This is a genomic window from Seonamhaeicola sp. NFXS20 (genome assembly GCF_049132085.1).
Taxonomy (GTDB): Bacteria; Bacteroidota; Bacteroidia; order Flavobacteriales; family Flavobacteriaceae; genus Seonamhaeicola.
On sequence record NZ_JAFMPU010000001.1, the window covers coordinates 95,104 to 115,143 of the forward strand.

Here is a 20,040-nt window from a genome sequence, read left to right on the forward strand (position 1 = left end):
TGCTTTAATTTATGTGCGGAAAATCCTCAACTATTTTTCTGTCGTTTGATAATCTTGGAAGTTTATTTTGCCCGCCTAACTTACCAATAGATTTCATATAGTTTTTAAATCCGTCTTTCTTAACGGGGGTAATTTTTAGTGTTTGAAGTACTTTACCTTCTATTAAATCAAAATAATAGGTGTTTTGTTTTTGAAGTGATTCATCTATTTTTTTTGCAAAAGCAGAAAGGTCTTTTGGTTGTTTTTCAAATTCTATAAACCATTCGTGATATGGCAATCCTTCTTTTGGATTAATTTGAGGAGCCACCGTAAATTCTGTTACGCTAATTTCTGTATTGGCAGTTGCTTCTTGAATGGCTTGTTCTACCTCCTTACCAATAACATGTTCTCCAAAAGCTGAAATAAAATGTTTTATTCTACCAGAAACAATAACTCTATAGGGTTTTGTTGAAGTAAATTGTACTGTATCGCCAATATTATAAGCCCAAAGACCTGCATTTGTAGAAATTATCATTACATAATTTACGCCTACTTCAACATCTTTTATGGTAATGCGTTTTGGATTTTCATTAAAAAATTCATCGGCTTTTATAAATTCATAAAAAATTCCTGAGTTTAACTGAAGTAGCATTCCTTTTTCATTTTGTTTATCTTGAAATGCAAAAAAACCTTCGCTGGCTGGGTACAACTCAATACTATCAACTTTTCGTCCTATTAGGTTTTCAAATTTAGCTCTATAAGGTTCATAATTTACACCTCCAAAAATGAAAAGGTTGAAGTTTTTAAAGATGTCTCCAACTTTTTTCCCTGTTTTTTGTTGTAATTTTTCAAAATACATTTGAACCCACGATGGAATTCCAGAGATGATAGTCATGTTTTCTGGAAGCGTTTCTTCAACAATGGCATCTACTTTGGTTTCCCAATCTTCAATACAATTAGTTTCCCAAGAAGGTAATCTGTTTTTTTGAAGATATTTGGGCACATAATGAGCTACTATACCAGAAAGTCTACCTAATTTTATACCGTTTTGTTCTTTTAAAATAGGGCTTCCTTGAAGAAATATCATTTTACCATTTACAAACTTTGTGTTTCCAGTTTCATGTATATACATTAAAATAGCATTTCTGGCAGCCTCTATATGACTTGGCATACTTTCTTTTGTGATAGGAATATATTTAGCACCAGATGTAGTTCCTGAAGTTTTAGCAAAATAAATGGGTTTTCCTGTCCAAAGTATATCTTCTTTACCAGCAACAACTTGCTCTACATAAGGTTTAAGTGCTTCGTAATCACGCACAGGAACACGCTTAACAAAATCTTTATGCGAGTTTATGCTAATAAAGTCATGATCTTTACCAAACTGCGTTTTTGTTGCAGTAGATATTAACTCTTGAAAAACTTTTTCTTGAGTTTTTACGGGGTTATTTGCCCACTTTTGAATGCTTTTATAAACGCGTTTTGCAAATGGTTTGGCTAAAGCAGATTTTAATGATATCATTTAATATTTATTTAAAATCTATAAAATTTGTTGGATTAATGGGATAACCATCATTCCAGAGTTCAAAATGTAAATGCGGTCCTGTTGAGAGCTCACCAGTATTTCCGGCCGTAGCTATTACTTCGCCTGCTTTTACTAAATCGCCCTGAGATTTTGTAAGTTCTGCATTGTGTTTATATACAGAGATTAACCCATAACTATGTTCTATAATAATTACATAACCTGTGTTGGCTGTCCATTCAGAAAAAATTACAATACCATCGGCTGTAGCTTTAACAGGTGTGTTTTTAGGCACAACCACATCAACAGCATAATGTTTTTCTTCTATGTTATAATGTTGACTAATGGTACCATTAACCGGAGGAAATAATACAAAATTAGTTGCTGTTGTAGCAGATTCAAATAAATTATATTTGTCTTCCTTATCAACTTTTTCTCTTAAAAGAGAATCTTCTGCTGTAGGTGCAAAATCTACTTCACTAGCTTCTAATTTTACGGCTTCAATAATAGAATCTTTATTAAAATTAGCAGCACTAACATCTCCTGTTAATACTTTTTTTATAGAGCCATAGTACAACTCATTCATGGCTATAACTTGTTGTAATGAATCTGTTTTAAAACTAAGCTCTGTGGCTTTCTTTTTTAATGCTGTTGATGAATATCCTGGAATATACTCTCTAAGCGGAGTAAAGGCTATTATTGTATAAGTAATAGTCATTAAAAAAATAGCCGATAAAGACGCAAAAACAAAAACATTAAGCCTTGTTAATTTGAAAGATAATCGTTCTTCAAAAGTAAGCTCGTTAAGTATTACTAACCTATACTTATCTAGTAGTTTCTTTTTTATTTTTTTAGGCTTTTTCTTCATGGAAAGCAAAAATAAAGAATTTATTAATGACTCTTTTTTTGTAAATGCTAAAGTTATGTTTAAAACGTTATTATTAAACTTTAATTATTAACTTTGTTTTTTTAAACGAATTATTATGAGCTTATATATATTACCATTAGCAATTGGACCTTGGCAAATAGCCTTAATTGTTGTAGTTGTTCTGTTATTATTTGGAGGTAAAAAAATACCAGAATTAATGAGAGGTTTAGGTAGCGGTATCAAAGAATTTAAAGATGCTAGTAAAGAAGAAGGTACTGATAGTGATAAAAAAGAATAACCATATTCTAATTATAGAAAAAGGGCAACTAATGTTGCCCTTTTTTATTACCTATGTCTTACTAAATTGCTTATTCAATTTTTACAGACTTAATAATAGCCTCTAATTCTAACATATAATTACGTTTTTCTACCGATGGGGCAAATATAAACCCTTCTACACCAACCCAACGTTTGTTTACTTTATCTTCAATGGTATAATTTACAAAAGGACCTCCCATAAAATCATTAGTTAATTCCCAAATGCCTTTGGTTTCAAAAGCGGGTTTATTATCAATAATGGTTTCTCCATGAAATGGCGTATAGGCATCTTCTGTAACCATATAAGAACTAATAGTTGTTCCATCAGCTTTAACAGTTCCATCTAAGCGCCCTTTAAAATAAGCCTGCCCTATAGAGTCTCTAATCTTAATTATTTGTGTTACAGTACTGTCATTTCTTTTTATGGCATTGTATGGTAGTTCATAAATCATTAAATGCGAATGGCCTGTTGTAATATCTTTTCTTAACCAAAAGAAATTATCGGTTTCTTTTGCAATTTCATAAATTGAAGGAAATTGAATGGTTAAGCCTAATTTTTCTTTAATCTGAGTTATTTTATGAGGCGATTTAGCTATTTGACGTTGTCTTTCAGCAATTTCCATAGCTTTAAAGGTTTCTACTATTTTATCGCCATTTTCGGTTACTAAATCTATAATATCTTGTTTTGTTTTTCCAGAAAGCACAATGACTTTTTGTGGTTTGGCATAAACGTTTTCTTTAATAGTTATTTCTGGAGCTTTATTCATTTCAACCTTTAAAATGGTTCTGTTTCTAGTAACAAAACCAGAAAATACTGAAGGCGGAATTTGACTTAATGTAAACATAGGTTCATCTTGCGGAAGCCCATAAATAGTTTGGGTTAATAGGTTTCTTATAGATTCTCCAACGCTTCCGTCCCACAGATCATTATCTATAACTACTGAGACATGGTTAATGTTTCCGCTTGAATCATAAAAGAATTTTTCAGTGGTTTCATTTTTTTTGTCTTTACAAGACATTACCACTAATAATAAGGCTAGTAGAAGAATTTTTTTCATCTGTTTGTTGTATTATTTAAGAAATTATCCTTTGGAAATTTTAAGTTTCATTCCTGGTTTTAATTTACTACCACTAATACCGTTCCAATCTTTAATATTTTGAACAGAAACTCCAGAAAATTTTTGAGAAATGCTCCATAAAGAGTCACCGCTTTTAACTGTGTAAATAATAACATCACCCGAAATAGGTTTTGCTGTTGTTGTTTTTTTAACTGAAGTAGTTGAAGTTACAGATGGTGTATAAGGTTTTCTTGGGTAAATAGTTAAGCGTTGTCCTATCTGTAAATTGTTACTTCTTAGTCCATTCCAGCGTTTTATTTGGCTTACTCTAACCCCATAACGTCTGGCTATTTTACCTAAATAATCACCCGATTGTACTCTATACCTTACTCTATCGGTAGCGTTAAAAAATTGTGGTAAAGGTTTTTCTCTTTTGGCAAACTCTTCTTTTGCAAAGGCATAAATTTTATCTTCATTGTTTACAAAAGTACCTACAACATCTCTTGGTAATCTTAAATAATAATTTTCTCCCTTAATAACTGGAATAATATCTAATTTATACGAAGGGTTTAAAAATTGAAGTTGCTCTATTGGTGTTCCCGTTACTTCTGAAACCTGATCTAAAGTAATCATACTTTTAACCAAAACTGTATCTGTTTCGGCTAAAGCAAACTCGGGTTTTGCTTTAATAAAACCATGTTCTTCTGCATATTCAAAAATATACATGTTTGCTAAAAATGCTGGTAAATATCCTGCGGTTTCACGAGGTAAATTATGCCTAATATTCCAATAGTTTTTATAGCCTCCAGATCTACGAATGGCTTTTGTAACATTACCCGGACCAGAGTTATAGGCTGCCAAAGCTAAATCCCAATCGCCAAAAATCTCATATAATTTTGCCAAATATTTGGTAGCAGCTTGTGTTGATTTAATTGGGTCACTACGCTCATCAACGTAACTGCTTACACCTAACCCATACATTTTACCTGTGCTAAACATAAATTGCCATAAACCGGTTGCACCTACTCTTGATTTTGCTTTAGGTTTTAATGCCGATTCTACAATGGCTAAATATTTTATTTCTAAAGGAATGTTGGCGTTATCTAACTCTCGCTCAAACATAGGAAAATAAAAAGCACTAAGGGTAATTAATTTTTGAAGCAGCTTTCTTCTATGTTTTAGATATGATTTTATTACACTTTCTAATGATGGATTGTACTCTACATTAAACGGCGTTTTAGCGTTAAGCGCTTCTAACCTTGCTTTTAGTGTATCTGTAGGCAGCTCTGGATAGTCTACTTCTTTAAAATCTAACTGGGTAACTGTTTTGTATATGGTATCAAAAAGATTATTGCTGTATAATTCTTCTTGCCATTTTGCATCAATTTTAGAAGCTAACTCATTGTCTTTTAGATTTTTAATACCAGTACTATCTGTAACTATACTATCCTTTATTGTTTTATTAATTAATTTTTCTTTGCCTGTTTTGTTATTAATTAATGTATCAATAACTGGTTTATTTGATGATGCAACTGCTTCTTGCGATTGCGAATAGCAAACCGAAGATCCTAAAAGTAATGTGAGTATAAAAAAACGAAAAGCCATAATATCTATTCAATAGTGAACGACAATATGGCTAAAATCGTATTTTTTAATGGGATTTAAAAACTTTATTTATTTTTCTTCCCTTTTATAACGTTATGTGTATTTGCGTCAGCGATTGTAGCAAGTTACCGTGTAACGCGAAAAGCGCGACCCTGAACTGGTTTCAGGGTAACGCCCAAATAATTATGTTAATCTAATATAGCAGCAATTCCAGGAAGTGTTTTTCCTTCTAAACTTTCTAACATAGCGCCACCACCTGTACTTACATAACTTACTTTATCTTGGAAACCAAATTGCTTAACTGCTGCAACAGAGTCTCCTCCTCCTACAAGTGAAAATGCACCGTTTTTAGTAGCCTCGGCAATAGAATTACCTAATTCAATAGTACCTTTTGCAAAACTTTCCATTTCAAAAACACCAAGAGGTCCGTTCCAAAGAATGGTTTTAGATTCCATTACAACTTTGTGAAATTGTTCTCTAGATTTTGGTCCTGCATCAACACCTTCCCAACCATCTGGAATAGCATTAATATCTACAATTTGTGTGTTGGCATCGTTACTAAAAGCATCAGCAGCAACAGTATCTACAGGAATATGTACTTGAACATTTTTTTCTTTAGCTTGTTTTAAAATATCTAAGGCTAATTCTTGTTTGTCATCTTCACAAATAGAATTACCAATACTTCCGCCTTGAGCTTTTACAAAGGTAAAGGCCATACCACCTCCAATAATTAAGTGATCTACTTTATCTAAAATATTTTCAATAATTGTAATTTTTGAAGATACTTTAGCGCCACCAAGAATAGCTAAAACAGGTTTTTCTCCAGTTTCCATTACTTTTTTAATGCTTTCTATTTCTTGTGCTAATAAATTGCCAAAACATTTATTTTCTGCAAAAAATTGCGCTACAATTGTGGTAGATGCATGTGCTCTGTGCGCAGTACCAAAGGCGTCATTTACATAAATATCTCCTAATTTTGATAGTTTTTCTGCAAAGTCTTTATCTCCAGCCGTTTCTTCTTTATAAAAACGTAGGTTTTCTAACAATAATATTTGACCAGGCTGTAAGTTTGCTGCAGCTTCCTCTACATCTGCGCCTATACAATCTGGTACAAATTTCACTTCTACTCCTAAAATATCTTCAACTTTTGCTGCTATATGTTTTAATGAAAACTCATCTTGAAATCCTTTTGGACGCCCTAAATGAGACATTAAAATACAACTTCCACCTGCTTCTAATATTTTAATAATGGTTGGTTTAGCTGAAATGATTCTGGTAGCATCTGTAACTTCAAATTTTTCATTTAAAGGCACATTAAAATCTACACGGATTAGGGCTTTTTTATTCTCGAAATTAAAATCGTTTAGAGTCTTCATTTTTATAGTTTTAACTTATTAATTACACAAAAGTAACTAATTAAACAGCACCAAAAAATGCCTTTTTTAACGAAAACGTTTGAAGCTTAAAATATTTTTAAAAAAACTTGTTTTACTAGTAATTAGAGTTGATTTTTAAATAAAAAAATTCACTTACTTTTGTTCAATGCTATTCTCTGAAATTTTAGGACAAGAACATATTAAAAAGCACCTTACTCATAGTGCAGAAAACGGTAGAATTGCACATGCGCAATTGTTTATTGGACCTGAAGGCTCTGGCACTTTACCAATGGCTATTGCCTATGCTCAATATATATTATGTAACAATTCTAAAGGCGAAAATAATAACGGTAACGAAGCTTGCAACCTAAAATTTAAAAACTTTTCACATCCAGACTTACATTTTGCTTTTCCTGTAACAACAAGCGATAAGGTTAAAAGCAAGCCTATATCTAATTTTTATTTAGAAGAATGGAGAGAACTACTTGAAAATCAACCATATGGAAATTTATTTGATTGGTACAAACTTTTAGGTGTTGATAATAAACAAGGGCAAATTGGTGTAGAAGAAGCGTATGAAATTGTTAAATCTTTATCTCTTAAATCTTATGAAGGTGGCTATAAAGTAATGCTTATTTGGATGGCAGAAAAGATGAATATTGCCTGTGCTAATAAGCTATTAAAACTCATTGAAGAACCACCTAACAAAACTATTTTTATTTTAATTGCAGAAGATGAACAACAAATAATTAACACCATAAAATCTAGGTGTCAAATATTACATTTTCCGCCTTTAGCCGAAGATGCTATAAAGCAAGGATTAATAAAAAACTACAATTTAGACGCTACTGTAGCAACCAAAATAGCAAGACAATCTAACGGAAATTATAACAAAGCCTGTGATTTGGTTTATCAAGATTCTGAAGATTTACAATTTGAAGAATGGTTTATTTTTTGGGTGCGTAGTGCTTTTAAAGCTAAAGGTAACAAAGCAGCTATTCATGATTTAATTTCTTGGAGTGAAAATATAGCTAAAACAGGACGTGAAACTCAAAAACAGTTTTTACTCTTTTGCTTAGATTTTTTCCGTCAAGCATTATTACTTAATTACAAAGCTCCAGATTTAGTTTATATAGAGCCAAAAGTTGAAAAATTTAAGTTAGAAAAATTTGCCCCTTTTGTACATGGCAACAATATCTTAGAGATTAGTAACGAGCTACAAGATGCTATTTATCATATTGAACGCAACGGAAACTCTAAGATTATTCTAACCGATTTATCTATTAAATTAACCAGATTGCTTCATAAAAAATCTGATTAATTAAATCAAAAAAAAACAGCCCATTAAAATAAATTAATGAGCTGCTTTAAAAATTTGTTTAAAAAGATACTATTCCTTTTTGTATTCTGCATTTAAAGCCTCTAAGATAGTTTCTGTTAAATCGGTTCCTTCTTTTCCATAAATAACAGATGAAGCACCATCGCTAGTACCTAATATAAATGTGTACTGATTTTTTTTAGCATAATCTTTAATAAAATCTTTAATTTTAAGAACTAAAGAATCACTTTCAGCTTGTGCTAATTGTGCTAATTGTTGTTGCTCAAATTGCATTTGTTGTTGCAGCAATTGTTGCTTTTGTTGTAAACCACCCATTAACTCTTGAGCCTTTTTTTGAGAAGATTTTTGAGCTTTAAGTTGGGTTTCTTGAACTTCTAATTGAAATGCTTGACCAATACTATCGGCTTTCTTTTTAAAAGCTTCTTCTTTTCCTTGAAACTCTGTTTCTAAATCTTTAGCTTCTTGATAATCTTTTAGTAGTGTTCCGTTATTTACATAACCAATTTTTTGTTGTTGGCATGAAGTGAATACCAAAACTACAAGTAGAAGATAAATTAAATTTTTCATTCTTTATATTTTTTAAGTCGAACAAATGTAATAAACAAAATAGATTATAATACTGAATTTTACTCAGAATTAACTCAATAAATATTTCTTATCGTAAACAAATTCTAAAATTAGAAATATTTATTAAAAACAAGCTCAAATAAGACGATTTAAGACGTTTTAACAAAAAAGCAACCCAAATACCTGGATTAAGATTTAAAACAGCACGAAAACTCGTTTAAATAAATATTATGTGTTTTTTATGATATAAATTAAAGAAGAAGCCTCTTTTGAAGTAAACGATTTAAAATTTGAAACAAAACCATTTAAAAAGGCTTTAATAAAGTTCATTTTACCTGTTTTATATTTTTCTGAAAGTAAGCACACATAAAACGCATCAAACCACATAGGTTTAATTTTTTCAACTTTCATTGATATTTTTGAAAATAATTTAGAGATTGATATTTTATTAAAATGCCAAAGATGTCTAGGAACATCATAAGCAGCCCAAAACTGTTTATAAAATTTGGCATCATAACTTTTATAATTTGGTACCGCAATTATTAAAACGCCATTTGGTTTTAATAGTTTTTTAAAAATACTTACGTGTTCTTCTAAATTAGGTAAATGTTCTAAAACATGCCATAGGGTTATTACATCAAAACTATTTTCTTTAAGTTGAAAAAATTGTTCGCTATCAAAAACTGAATTATTAGTTTTTATATTTGCTATGTTCCGGGCATCTTCATTTGGTTCAATTCCTGTAACTACCCAATTGTTTTTTTGAGCAGTTTGTAAAAAATCGCCTGTACCACATCCAAAATCTAAAAGGCTTTTATTCTCAGTTCTAAAAGAATTAATCAGCTTTAGCTTTTTATTTAAAGCTATCATTCTAACTAAATGATAGGCTTTTTCAAACAAATTTCGTTTAGAATCTGTGTGGGAAATATAATCTTCACTTTTATAATACTCTGGTAATTGTTCTTTAGCAGGTTGCGGATAGGTTTCTAAAAAGCCAAATTCTTTATTCTGTATTAATTCAAAAATTTCACCAGAAACCGAATGATCTTTTACAACTAAATGTGTTTTATTTTTATCCATTTAAAACAAATCCTATCTTTATTTTATTACTCAAAGAGCAAATTAAACTAACTTGTTCCACGTGGAACACAGAAATTATCTACCCATATAAACCAACAAAACAGAAATATCATTAGGTGAAACCCCACTAATTCTTGATGCTTGAGACACTGTTGTTGGTTGTATTTTTTTAAGCTTTTCACGTGCTTCAAAACTCATAGATTTAATTTTAGAATAATCAAAATTTGGTGGAATTTTAACGTATTCTAATCTACTTAATTTATCGGCATTATTTTTTTCTTTAGCTATATAACCAGCATATTTAACTTGAATTTCTGCCTGTTCTATTACCTCGGCATCTAAATTATTGTTAACAATATAATCATCTACACTTTTAACCTTTCTAATATCTTTCATTTCAATATTAGGTCTAGCAAATATTTTAAAAAGCTTTCCAGATTGTTTTACAGGCGATGAATTTTTACTTTCTAAAATAGGATTTATTTCTTCTGGCTTTACACTAGTTATTTCAAAAAAAGACACAAATTGTCTAGCAGATTCGTGCTTTTCTTCCATACGTTTTAAACGTTTTTCTGAAGCCAACCCTAACTCAAAACCTTTAGGTGTTAATCTTAAATCGGCATTATCTTGACGCAACAAGGTTCTATATTCTGCACGAGAAGTAAACATTCTATACGGCTCTTCTGTACCCTTTGTTATTAAATCATCTATAAGCACACCTATATACGCCTCATCTCTTTTTAATGTAAAAGCATCTCTTTCTTGCACTTTTAAACTAGCATTTATACCTGCCATTAAACCTTGAGAAGCAGCCTCTTCATATCCTGTTGTTCCGTTTATCTGACCTGCAAAATATAAACCATTAACTAGCTTAGTTTCTAGCGTATGCTTTAATTGTGTAGGTGGAAAATAATCATATTCTATAGCATAACCCGGTCTAAAGAATTTTACATTTTCGAAACCTTCAACAGAACGTAGTGCCTTAAATTGAACATCTTCTGGTAGCGATGTAGAAAAACCATTAATATAATATTCAACAGTATTCCATCCTTCTGGCTCTATAAATAATTGATGACGATCCTTATCTGCAAAACGATTTATTTTATCTTCAATAGAAGGACAATATCTAGGACCTAAGCTTTTAATTCTCCCGTTAAACATTGGCGATCTATCAAACCCTTCTCTAAGCAAATCATGAACTAACGGACTTGTATAAGACATATGACAAGAACGTTGTTTAGATAAAGGTTTAGTTATATCTAAATAAGAAAACTTTTCTGGATTTTCATCTCCTGGTTGTTCAACCATTTTAGAAAAATCTAAACTTCTACCATCAACTCTTGGCGGTGTTCCTGTTTTCATTCTTCCAGAATCAAAACCTAAATCAACAAGCTGTTCTGTAATTCCGGTTGCAGCTTTTTCTCCTGCTCTACCTCCTCCAAAATTTTTATCACCAATATGAATTAAACCATTCAAAAAAGTGCCATTAGTTAATACAACAGATTTAGATTTAATCTCTACACCTAATGATGTTTTTACACCTACAACACGATCTCCTTTAATTAATAAACCAGAAACCATTTCTTGATAAAAATCTAGATTTGGGGTTTTCTCTAAAAGCAATCTCCAATCTTCAGAAAAGCGCATTCTGTCACTTTGAACTCTTGGACTCCACATTGCAGGTCCTTTAGACTTATTAAGCATTTTAAACTGAATAGCAGAAGTGTCAGAAACAATACCACTGTAACCACCAAGCGCATCAATTTCTCTTACTATTTGTCCTTTTGCAATACCACCCATAGCAGGATTACAAGACATTTGAGCTATGTTTTGTAAATTCATTGTTACCAACAATGTTTTACTCCCCATGTTAGCAGCAGCAGCAGCTGCTTCACTACCTGCATGACCTGCACCAACAACAATTACATCATAAACTTCATTAAACATAACATATTAAATTTACATGTTCCACGTGGAACAATAGTGATTTAAATTTGCAAATATACACTGAACATTTGAATTTATAAGAGTTGACTTAAGTAGTGGTTTTCTTTGTCTCTCATAAGTTGTGCGTCTTCATCAGTTTTATCTTTATAACCACAGTAATGTAACACGCCGTGTATTATAACACGACTTAACTCATCTGAAAAAACTGTGTTAAATTCTTTTGCATTATCTACCACCCTTTCAACAGAAATAAAGATATCTCCCTGTATAATTTTACCAACCGTATAATCGAAACTAATTATATCAGTTAGAGTGTCGTGGTTGAGGAATTCAACATTGAGTTTATGTAGATATTCATCATCACAAAACACATAATTAATTTCTTCTAATTTGAAACCTTCAGAAGCAATAGCCTCTTGAACCCATTTAGAAATTAGTTCTTCATTATCTAAAACAAAATTAGTTTCGTAGTTAAAATTAATCATCTGTAGTATTAAAATATTCTTGCACCTTTTTTCTATAAATTTGTTGCAAAGGTAATGCTTGTTTATCTAAAATCTCTATAGTATTAAAGTATTGTTTAGCGGTTGGTATTTGGTTAATAGAATTATTATTAAATAAGTTTTTGTTTGTTTCAGATTCTCTTTTATCATCTTCTCCTTGTTGAAAGGTTGCATTTTCTAATTTTAATAATTGATGCTTAAGCTGCATCATTTTTTGAAGGGTTTGATTAGTGAATCCTTTATTTAATAAATCTAATTCTATATTGTCCATTTGTCTAACCAAATTATTTCCTTTAGCTCCTAAACCTTCTTTAGCTAGTTTTTCCTTTAAGGCATTCTTAAGTTCTTGTTGTTGCTGATAGATATGAAACAATAAACCGTTTAGTTCATCATTATCACCTTCTCCTTCTCCATTAGATTGACTACCATCTTTAAAATTTTCTTTGCCTTTATTCTCTCCTTCTTTTCCTTCCTTACCATCTTTACCTTTTTGTTCTTGTTGAGATTTTTTTAGACCTTCACCCATCATTTTATTAAGCTCTTCTTGACTCATTATGATGTCTGGTAATTGCATATCTCCTTTTCCATTTCCTTTACCACTAGACATACTTAAACTTTCTTGCATGTTATCTAATATATTACTTAAAAAATCTGCTAAATTATTTGCAGCGGTAATAGCAAATTGTTGATTAGATACTCCTTGATAAATTTGATTTTCTGCTAACAAATCAATTGCTTTGTCAATATTGAAATAAACTTCTGAAATTTCTTTATTAACGGTTTCTGATAGTTTTGGTTGACGTAAAGACAATGCGAATAAACTATCATCTACATGTTCAAAATGTTCTCTTAAAGTATGTTGCTTTCTAAGATAAGAGGCATACTTATTACTATTACTGGTTATGGTTTTAAAACCATCCATTAAATCTTCTTGATTAAAAGAAAATCTAACCAAATTATCAAGAATCTGTCTAAGCATCTCCATGTCTTCTTGCATTTGCTCACCTCCAGATGCGCTCATTGCTCCTTGCATACTGTTTGCCATTTGTTGCATTTTTTTAGCTGCATTCTTTTGGCTTTTTTTAGCATTTTGCTTGTTAGGGCTATTATTATTTAAGGGTTGTTCTTCAGATTCTTTTTTATTATTATCTTGACTTTGTTGTAATTCTTCTATTGCTTTTTGTTGTTCTTTTTTAATTTCATTTTCGGTTAACTTATCTTGAGGAATATCAATTGGCTTTTTTAATTCTTTACCGTCTTTTTTTAATTCCTCTAAAGATTTAATAAACGTTTCAAATTCTTTATTAAGTTTCTCTTGATTTTCTAATGAATTTTCTTCATTCTGATTAGATAGATTTTCTTGTTTATTTGCTAAATTTCTTAAATCATCAGTTAATTTTTCAAGTTTTTTTTCAACATAAAACCGTTTTGTTAATTCTATTAATTGCTCTAAACTGCGCTTTTTGTTTTTATTTTGTTTAGCAACTTCGTCTAGTTTTTTTACTAGTTCTTCGTTACTTATTTTGTCTTGAAGTTTTTTTAATTCATCAACTAATTTTTCGTCTTTCTCTAATTGTTCTTCATTATCTTTTAAACGCTTTTCTAAATCTTCTTTAAACCAATCTTTTTCTGTATTTTCATTTTGAAATTTTTCTAGATTATCTTTAAACTTTTTATTGAAGTTTTTCATCATTTCATCTTGTTGCTCTTGCCTTTTTAAAAATGATTCTAACTTCTTTTTTTCATTAAAATTTAAATTAGATTTTTCTTTCTGAGCTCTAGTAAGTTCTTTTAAAACTTTATCTTGTTCTTCAAATTTTTTAAGTGATTTGTTTAAATTTTTAATAGATTTATTCTGTTCATTTAATTGCCTATTAACTTCTTCATCTTTAGTACGTTTTCTGTAAGTATAAGTATTACTTTTTACACTTTTAAACTCATTAACTACATCATTATCAAATACGTGGAAGTAAAAACTATAAGGAATACCTTCTTGAATTTCTAAATTATTTGGGAAAGCAGTAATAAATTCAATAATACTAGAGCTTTTTATTGGTATGTTTACAAATTGTTTATCATTTTCTTTATTTGTAGGATAATAAACAAGTTGCAGTTTGGTAAATCCATAATCATCATTAGCTTGTCCAAAGAAATAAAGTGTTTGTTGATCTAAACTATCAACCTTCATTTTAATATTTAACTCAGGATATTGATCTTTAACAACATCAATTCTAAAGGCTAAATTCTCATAATCTAACAAGTTTTTATTACTTGTACTAATACTATAATCTAAATTCCTCAAAACGCGTTTAGAGGCTTTAAAAACGTCTTTGTCTTCTGTATTAAATCTTAATGTATCTTCAGAATACAAGTTAACAAACTCGGTAGATTTTGTATGTAATTGCCATGAAACTTTAGTTCCTTCAGGAACAATGGCATTACCTGTGCTTTTTAAAACAGCATCTTTCTTTTTAGTGTAATTAGGATAATCTAAAATCATTTCAAAACTTAATAAAGAAGGAGCTTCTACTATATTAAGTGTATAGGGTTTAGAAGTTACATTATTGGCTTTTAACTTAAAGTCAATTGATGTTTTAGGTTTATTGAAGGTATATTCAAACGCTCCTACTCCTGTTTCATGCAAAAAATAAGTTTCAGCATTATATTCTATTTGTACATTCTCTGGTATAATATCACCTAAAGTTTTTACAAAAATTGTAAAGTTTTTATTCTCTATGGTTTGTAAAGAATCATTAACAACAAAAAACTGAAAAGGTGCGGGTGGTTCATAAGCGGTTTTATAATGCACTACTCTTTTGTAACTATTAGTAAACCAATTTAAATTATCTGTTAAAAAAGTGATTAGAATAATTAAAACAGGAATAGCGGCATATTTTAAGTATTTTAAATTTTGTTTAAAGTTTATGGCTAGTTTAAACGGAACGGGTTTTAATGCAATAGACTTTTGTTCTATACTAGCCAGCAATAATTCAGATTGTTCTTTGCTTTCATGCAATTGAAGCACGTTTAGTAATTTATCATTTACCTCAGGAAAATGTCCTCCAATTATTTTAGATGCATCATGATAATTAATTCCCTCTTTTAATTTTAAAAGTTTAGCAATTGGTAAAACAATAAACTTTATCAAAAGTGCTAATTCTACCACTATAAATAACCAAAATAAAACTGTACGCGCACCAACACCTAACCATAATGTGTGCTCAACAAAAAGTGTAAATAAAAAATACAACAAACCAATAGCAAAAAACAAAATAATTCCTTTAAGCAACTCGTTGGTATAGTAACGCTTAATAAAAGCCTCTAGCTTGGTTTTTATAAATTTAAAATTTTGCATAATACTAAACTACAATTTTATTTAGTACACCCTTTATAATAATGTGTTAATTGTATCTTTGCACACAAATTTAACAAAGATGACGAAAAACGTTCGTGTGCGCTTTGCACCAAGCCCTACAGGACCTTTACATATAGGCGGTGTTCGCACTGCTTTATTTAACTATTTATTTGCCAAAAAACATGGTGGTGATTTTGTTTTACGCATTGAAGATACCGACCAAAACCGTTATGTTGAAGGTGCCGAAAAATATATTATTGATGCCTTAAATTGGTGTGGAATTCCGTTTGATGAAGGCCCAGGAAAAAACGAAAAATTTGGCCCTTACAGACAAAGTGAACGTAAAGCTTTATACAAACAATACGCAGAACAACTTATTGCAAGTGGTAATGCATATTACGCTTTTGACACAGCAGAAGATTTAGATTTTCATAGAAAAGACCACGAAGCCAAAGGAAAAACATTTATCTACAATTGGCATAACAGAGAAAAATTAAGTAACTCTTTATCTTTAAGTTCAGAAGAGGTTAAAGCAAAATTAAATGCTGGTGAAAACTATGTAATTAGGTTTAAAACTCCAAAAGATGAAACCTTGTATTTAAAAGATATTATTCGTGGCGACATAAAAATTGACACTAATATTTTAGATGATAAAGTATTGTTTAAAAGTGATGGTATGCCCACCTATCACCTTGCCAATATTGTTGATGACCATTTAATGCAAATTACACACGTAATTAGAGGTGAAGAATGGTTGCCTTCATTAGCATTACATTTTCAATTATACCAAGCTTTAGGTTGGGAAGCTCCAGAATTTGCACATTTACCCTTAATTTTAAAACCTACTGGTAAAGGAAAATTAAGCAAACGTGATGGTGATAAATTAGGTTTTCCGGTATTTCCACTTCAATGGGAAGACCCAAAATCTCATGAAATTTCTAGAGGTTATAAAGAAGATGGATATTTCCCAGAGTCTGTAGTAAACTTTTTAGCTTTTTTAGGATGGAATCCAGGTACTGAACAGGAAATTTTTAGCCTACAAGAACTTATTGAAGCTTTTAATTTATCAAAAGTTAACAAAGCAGGTGCAAGATTTGATCCAGATAAAATAAAATGGTTTAATCACCATTACATGCAAGAACAATCTAATATTGATTTAGCAAATGCTTTTAAAGAACAATATGCTCAATTGAGTGATATAGATGTAAATTATATTGAGATGGTTGTAGGTTTAGTTAAAGAACGTGCCACATTTATATCAGATCTTTGGGATTTAAGTTTTTACTTTTTCCAAACCCCAAAAAGCTATGACGAAAAAGCTTCAAAAAAAGCGCTTAAAGAAGATACAAAAGACATCTTAAATACAATAAAAGATATTATTAATAACATTGATGACTTTACTACCCAAACACTTCAAACAAATATTAAAGGTTGGATAACAAAAAACGAAATTGGTTTTGGCAAAGTCATGATGCCTTTACGTTTAGCCCTAGTAGGTGCTTTACAAGGACCTGATATTTTTGATATTATGTTTATGATTGGCAAAGTTGAAACCTTAAAACGAATTGAAAATCTCATTGAAACCATTTAATAGAAACAAAAAGCCTTGATTTAAAATTGAGGCTTTTCTTTTAAAAAAAACAATTATGAAAAAATTATTTTTAAACCTATGCCTTGTAATTTTAACAATTACTAACATTAACGCCCAAAACGATCAATTAGACTGGTTAGATATTGAATTATCAAATTACGAATATCCTTATCCTGTTAAAATATTAAAATTAAACATCCAAAATCAAAACTTAAAAATGGCTTATATGGATATTAAGCCTGTAGAATACAATGGCAAAAATATTGTGCTTTTTCATGGTAAAAATTTTAATGGTGCTTACTGGAAAACTACCATTAATAGTTTAGCAGCAGAAGGTTACCGTGTTATTGTACCAGACCAAATAGGTTTTGGTAAATCATCAAAACCAGATCATTTTCATTATACATTTCAGCAATTATCTCAAAACACAAAAACGTTATTAGATACTTTAAACGTAAAAAAAACAGCCATATTAGGGCACTCAATGGGTGGTATGCTAGCTACTAGATTTGCTTTAATGTATCCAGAAACTACAGAGAAATTTATTTTAGAAAACCCCATTGGTTTAGAAGATTGGAAACTAAAAGTGCCTTATAAACCTGTTGAATGGTGGTATAACAACGAGTTAAAAAAGAGTTACGAAGGCATTAAAAAATATCAGTTAGTTAATTATTACGATAATAAATGGAAACCAGAATACGACCAATGGGTACATTTATTAGCAGGATGGACCTTAAATTCAAATTACAAAACTATTGCGTGGAACAACGCCCTTACCTACGATATGATTTTTACACAACCTGTAGTTTATGAATTTAAAAATATAACAGCTCCTACCCTTTTAATTATTGGTACAAGAGACAGAACCGCTTTAGGAAAACCATTAGTTAGTGAAGAGGTTAGAAAAACCATGGGACTTTATGCAGAACTAGGTAAAAAAACACAGAAAACAATACCAAATGCCAAATTAGTTGAAATAGAAAACGTTGGGCATTTACCACATATTGAAAAGTTTGATAGTTTTATAAAACCATTAAAAGCTTTCTTAGCAGAATAAAACTTAAAAAGAAAAATTCCTTTAAAGCTTAATGCTTTAAAGGAATTACCATATTCCAAGTATTTTCAAAACTCCACGCTTTTGGTCCGCTACCAACAGCTGCAAATAAATGTGTTGGCTTACCATCTTCAATTAAAACAAACGGACGCTCAAAGTGATTTTGATGCGTTGTTGTGCCATCTTCCCAAAGAATATTTCGGCTGTAAGCTTTTACTTTATCAAATAAATTCCAGTTTACACCATCTTTAGACCAAATGTGAACACCACCACCCTCTTCTCCACAAATTTCTCCAGAGCGATCTTTAATAACACCTTCATACTTATCGCCTGCCCACCATATGTATGGGTCTTCAACATCAATATGGTTGTTATCTGGAGTTTCAAATCTAAATACAGGCTCTTCACTTAAACGTTTATATTCTCCTGTTGGGCTATCTGCCATAGCAACACCCAATAATAACGGTGGTTTTCGTGTTGCCGAAGATTTGTACATCAACAATATTTTTCCTGTTTTTGGGTCTACAGCTGGTGATGGGTTTGAAGTAATTGATGCATCCCAATGTCCTGGTCTTGGCTCAATAACAGGTTTATCTACTCGTTCCCATGGTCCAAAAACCGAGTTACTAATAGCTAAACCAACACGTTTATTCAACCAAGCTTCATTCCAATTATATCCTTCGGGTTTTGGATTATCTTTTGTTGGCATATCAAAATTATAAGTAGTACCAAAATGATATAATAAATATTTGTCTTTATATTTTACTATTCTTGGGTTATGGGTACACATACCATCAAAAAATTCTTTACCTCTTGGAGCTAAAACTACTTCTTGAAATTTATAAGGACCAACAGGTGTGTCGGCAACAGCACGAACAATTTCTGAGTTTGTAACCCAATTACCAAAACCAACATCTTTAGACCATCTTGAGGCAAACATATGGTATTTTCCATCTTCACCCTTTATAACAGAAGATCCCCAAATCCAGTAATTATCATCACGAAAACCGCCGTTTTTTGGAGCTGGTAAAATTTTATCAATAAATGCTTCTTCTTGTTTTGTTGCATCAACACAGTTTAATAAAGGAAGTGATGCTAATGCTGCTGTGGCTTTTAAACCTGTTTCTAAAAAAACTCTTCTTTTCATGGGTTAAAAATAAAGGATAAATTTTTTAAAAAGAAAGGGTGGCTCCTAAAACTAACATGTTCATATTTCCTTTAAATCTATTATTACCACCTGTAGTATCTAAATCTTGATTTTCTAACTTATTAAACATGTTTGTAAAACCATAAATATATTGTGCTTTAACTTTAAAGTTTTTAATACCTAAAGAAGCCCCTATTGTTCCGTTTATGTTAAATTGAGACACATCAGTTATGTCTGTTGCTAATAAGTTAGTATAGTTGTTTATATAGTAATTTTCTTGAGAATCATCTTTTAGCTCTAGCTTACTGTTATATTGTAGCATAGGGCCAACATCAATAGTAAAATGGTTTTCAATGACCTTAATATTCATTATTAAAGCTACTTGTGCCATAAACAATTTATAATCTATAAAATCATTTGAATTACTAGCACTCAACATAGTTGGTCTAGCAGAAATACCAATGGCACTTTCCGATAGTTGCATACCAAAACTAACATTGTACCACCTATGAGGTATATCTACCGTTGCTAAAAACCCACCGGCAAATCCTTTTCCTTTATCTGTAATAAAATTATCTGTAGAAATATCTAAAAAACTAATACCACCTGAAACCGAAATGCCATTAGTAATACGATAATTTCCATGTTGTGCTAAACTATTTGTAACAAAAGTTAGTAAGAATACTACTAATAGTGTAAGTTGTATTTTTTTCATACCGTTTTTGGGTTAAGGC

General features: G+C 30.6%; 16 protein-coding genes. 4 read left to right on the forward strand and 12 right to left on the reverse strand.

Translation table 11 applies throughout. The annotated features are described in order from the left end of the window. Window positions 1-4: 4 nt before the first annotated feature. Both J1D01_RS00485 and J1D01_RS00490 read right to left on the reverse strand, forming a co-directional pair. A complete protein-coding gene (locus J1D01_RS00485) occupies window positions 5-1,498 on the reverse strand; it encodes a GH3 auxin-responsive promoter family protein (RefSeq protein WP_372938428.1) in 1,494 nt (497 codons plus the stop codon). 7 nt (window positions 1,499-1,505) lie between these two features. Then, window positions 1,506-2,366 carry a M23 family metallopeptidase gene (locus J1D01_RS00490; RefSeq protein ID WP_372938430.1) on the reverse strand — a complete coding sequence of 287 codons (861 nt, stop codon included), beginning with the start codon at window positions 2,364-2,366 and terminating at the stop codon, window positions 1,506-1,508. A 115-nt stretch (window positions 2,367-2,481) separates the two neighbouring features. Between J1D01_RS00490 and tatA the strand changes: the two genes are divergently transcribed. Then, entirely contained in the window at window positions 2,482-2,664 is a 183-nt protein-coding gene (gene tatA, locus J1D01_RS00495) for a twin-arginine translocase TatA/TatE family subunit (RefSeq protein WP_421149488.1), read from the forward strand. Window positions 2,665-2,734: 70 nt separating this feature from the next. Here the strand turns inward: tatA and J1D01_RS00500 are convergent, their stop codons facing one another. The 3 genes from J1D01_RS00500 to J1D01_RS00510 form a co-directional block, all read right to left on the reverse strand. After that, on the reverse strand, window positions 2,735-3,742 hold the full coding sequence (locus tag J1D01_RS00500; RefSeq protein WP_421149489.1) for a DUF4837 family protein: 1,008 nt from the start codon (window positions 3,740-3,742) through the stop codon (window positions 2,735-2,737). Between the two features lie 24 nt (window positions 3,743-3,766). Further along, window positions 3,767-5,347, reverse strand: a complete 1,581-nt coding sequence (locus J1D01_RS00505; RefSeq protein ID WP_421149490.1) for a LysM peptidoglycan-binding domain-containing protein — start codon at window positions 5,345-5,347, stop codon at window positions 3,767-3,769. Window positions 5,348-5,535: 188 nt separating this feature from the next. After that, window positions 5,536-6,723 carry a phosphoglycerate kinase gene (locus J1D01_RS00510; RefSeq protein ID WP_372936282.1) on the reverse strand — a complete coding sequence of 396 codons (1,188 nt, stop codon included), beginning with the start codon at window positions 6,721-6,723 and terminating at the stop codon, window positions 5,536-5,538. A gap of 166 nt (window positions 6,724-6,889) precedes the next feature. Here J1D01_RS00510 and J1D01_RS00515 point away from each other — a divergent pair, with 166 nt between their 5' ends. Continuing rightward, a complete protein-coding gene (locus J1D01_RS00515; RefSeq protein WP_421149491.1) occupies window positions 6,890-8,044 on the forward strand; it encodes an ATP-binding protein in 1,155 nt (384 codons plus the stop codon). A gap of 69 nt (window positions 8,045-8,113) precedes the next feature. On the opposite strand, the gene J1D01_RS00520 is transcribed toward J1D01_RS00515, so the two are convergent. The 5 genes from J1D01_RS00520 to J1D01_RS00540 form a co-directional block, all read right to left on the reverse strand. Continuing rightward, window positions 8,114-8,629: an OmpH family outer membrane protein gene (locus J1D01_RS00520; protein WP_372936278.1), complete on the reverse strand. Its 516-nt coding sequence runs from the start codon at window positions 8,627-8,629 to the stop codon at window positions 8,114-8,116. Between the two features lie 228 nt (window positions 8,630-8,857). Beyond that, window positions 8,858-9,709, reverse strand: coding sequence for a class I SAM-dependent methyltransferase (locus tag J1D01_RS00525; protein ID WP_421149492.1), 852 nt, complete (start codon window positions 9,707-9,709; stop codon window positions 8,858-8,860). Window positions 9,710-9,784: 75 nt separating this feature from the next. Further along, window positions 9,785-11,656, reverse strand: a complete 1,872-nt coding sequence (gene mnmG / locus J1D01_RS00530) for a tRNA uridine-5-carboxymethylaminomethyl(34) synthesis enzyme MnmG (protein WP_421149493.1) — start codon at window positions 11,654-11,656, stop codon at window positions 9,785-9,787. Between the two features lie 74 nt (window positions 11,657-11,730). Beyond that, window positions 11,731-12,141: an rRNA maturation RNase YbeY gene (gene ybeY, locus J1D01_RS00535; protein WP_421149494.1), complete on the reverse strand. Its 411-nt coding sequence runs from the start codon at window positions 12,139-12,141 to the stop codon at window positions 11,731-11,733. Beyond that, entirely contained in the window at window positions 12,134-15,514 is a 3,381-nt protein-coding gene (locus tag J1D01_RS00540) for a DUF4175 family protein (RefSeq protein ID WP_421149495.1), read from the reverse strand. Before J1D01_RS00540 ends, ybeY begins: the two co-directional genes overlap by 8 nt. Window positions 15,515-15,593: 79 nt before the next feature. Here J1D01_RS00540 and gltX point away from each other — a divergent pair, with 79 nt between their 5' ends. Then, window positions 15,594-17,105 carry a glutamate--tRNA ligase gene (gene gltX, locus J1D01_RS00545; protein ID WP_421149496.1) on the forward strand — a complete coding sequence of 504 codons (1,512 nt, stop codon included), beginning with the start codon at window positions 15,594-15,596 and terminating at the stop codon, window positions 17,103-17,105. A 55-nt stretch (window positions 17,106-17,160) separates the two neighbouring features. After that, window positions 17,161-18,162: an alpha/beta fold hydrolase gene (locus tag J1D01_RS00550; RefSeq protein ID WP_421149497.1), complete on the forward strand. Its 1,002-nt coding sequence runs from the start codon at window positions 17,161-17,163 to the stop codon at window positions 18,160-18,162. Between the two features lie 28 nt (window positions 18,163-18,190). Here the strand turns inward: J1D01_RS00550 and J1D01_RS00555 are convergent, their stop codons facing one another. Further along, window positions 18,191-19,306 (reverse strand): glycoside hydrolase family protein, encoded by a 1,116-nt coding sequence (locus J1D01_RS00555; RefSeq protein ID WP_421149498.1) that lies wholly within the window; start codon window positions 19,304-19,306, stop codon window positions 18,191-18,193. A 25-nt stretch (window positions 19,307-19,331) separates the two neighbouring features. Next, window positions 19,332-20,021, reverse strand: coding sequence for a hypothetical protein (locus tag J1D01_RS00560; RefSeq protein WP_372936261.1), 690 nt, complete (start codon window positions 20,019-20,021; stop codon window positions 19,332-19,334). Between the last annotated feature and the right edge of the window lie 19 nt (window positions 20,022-20,040).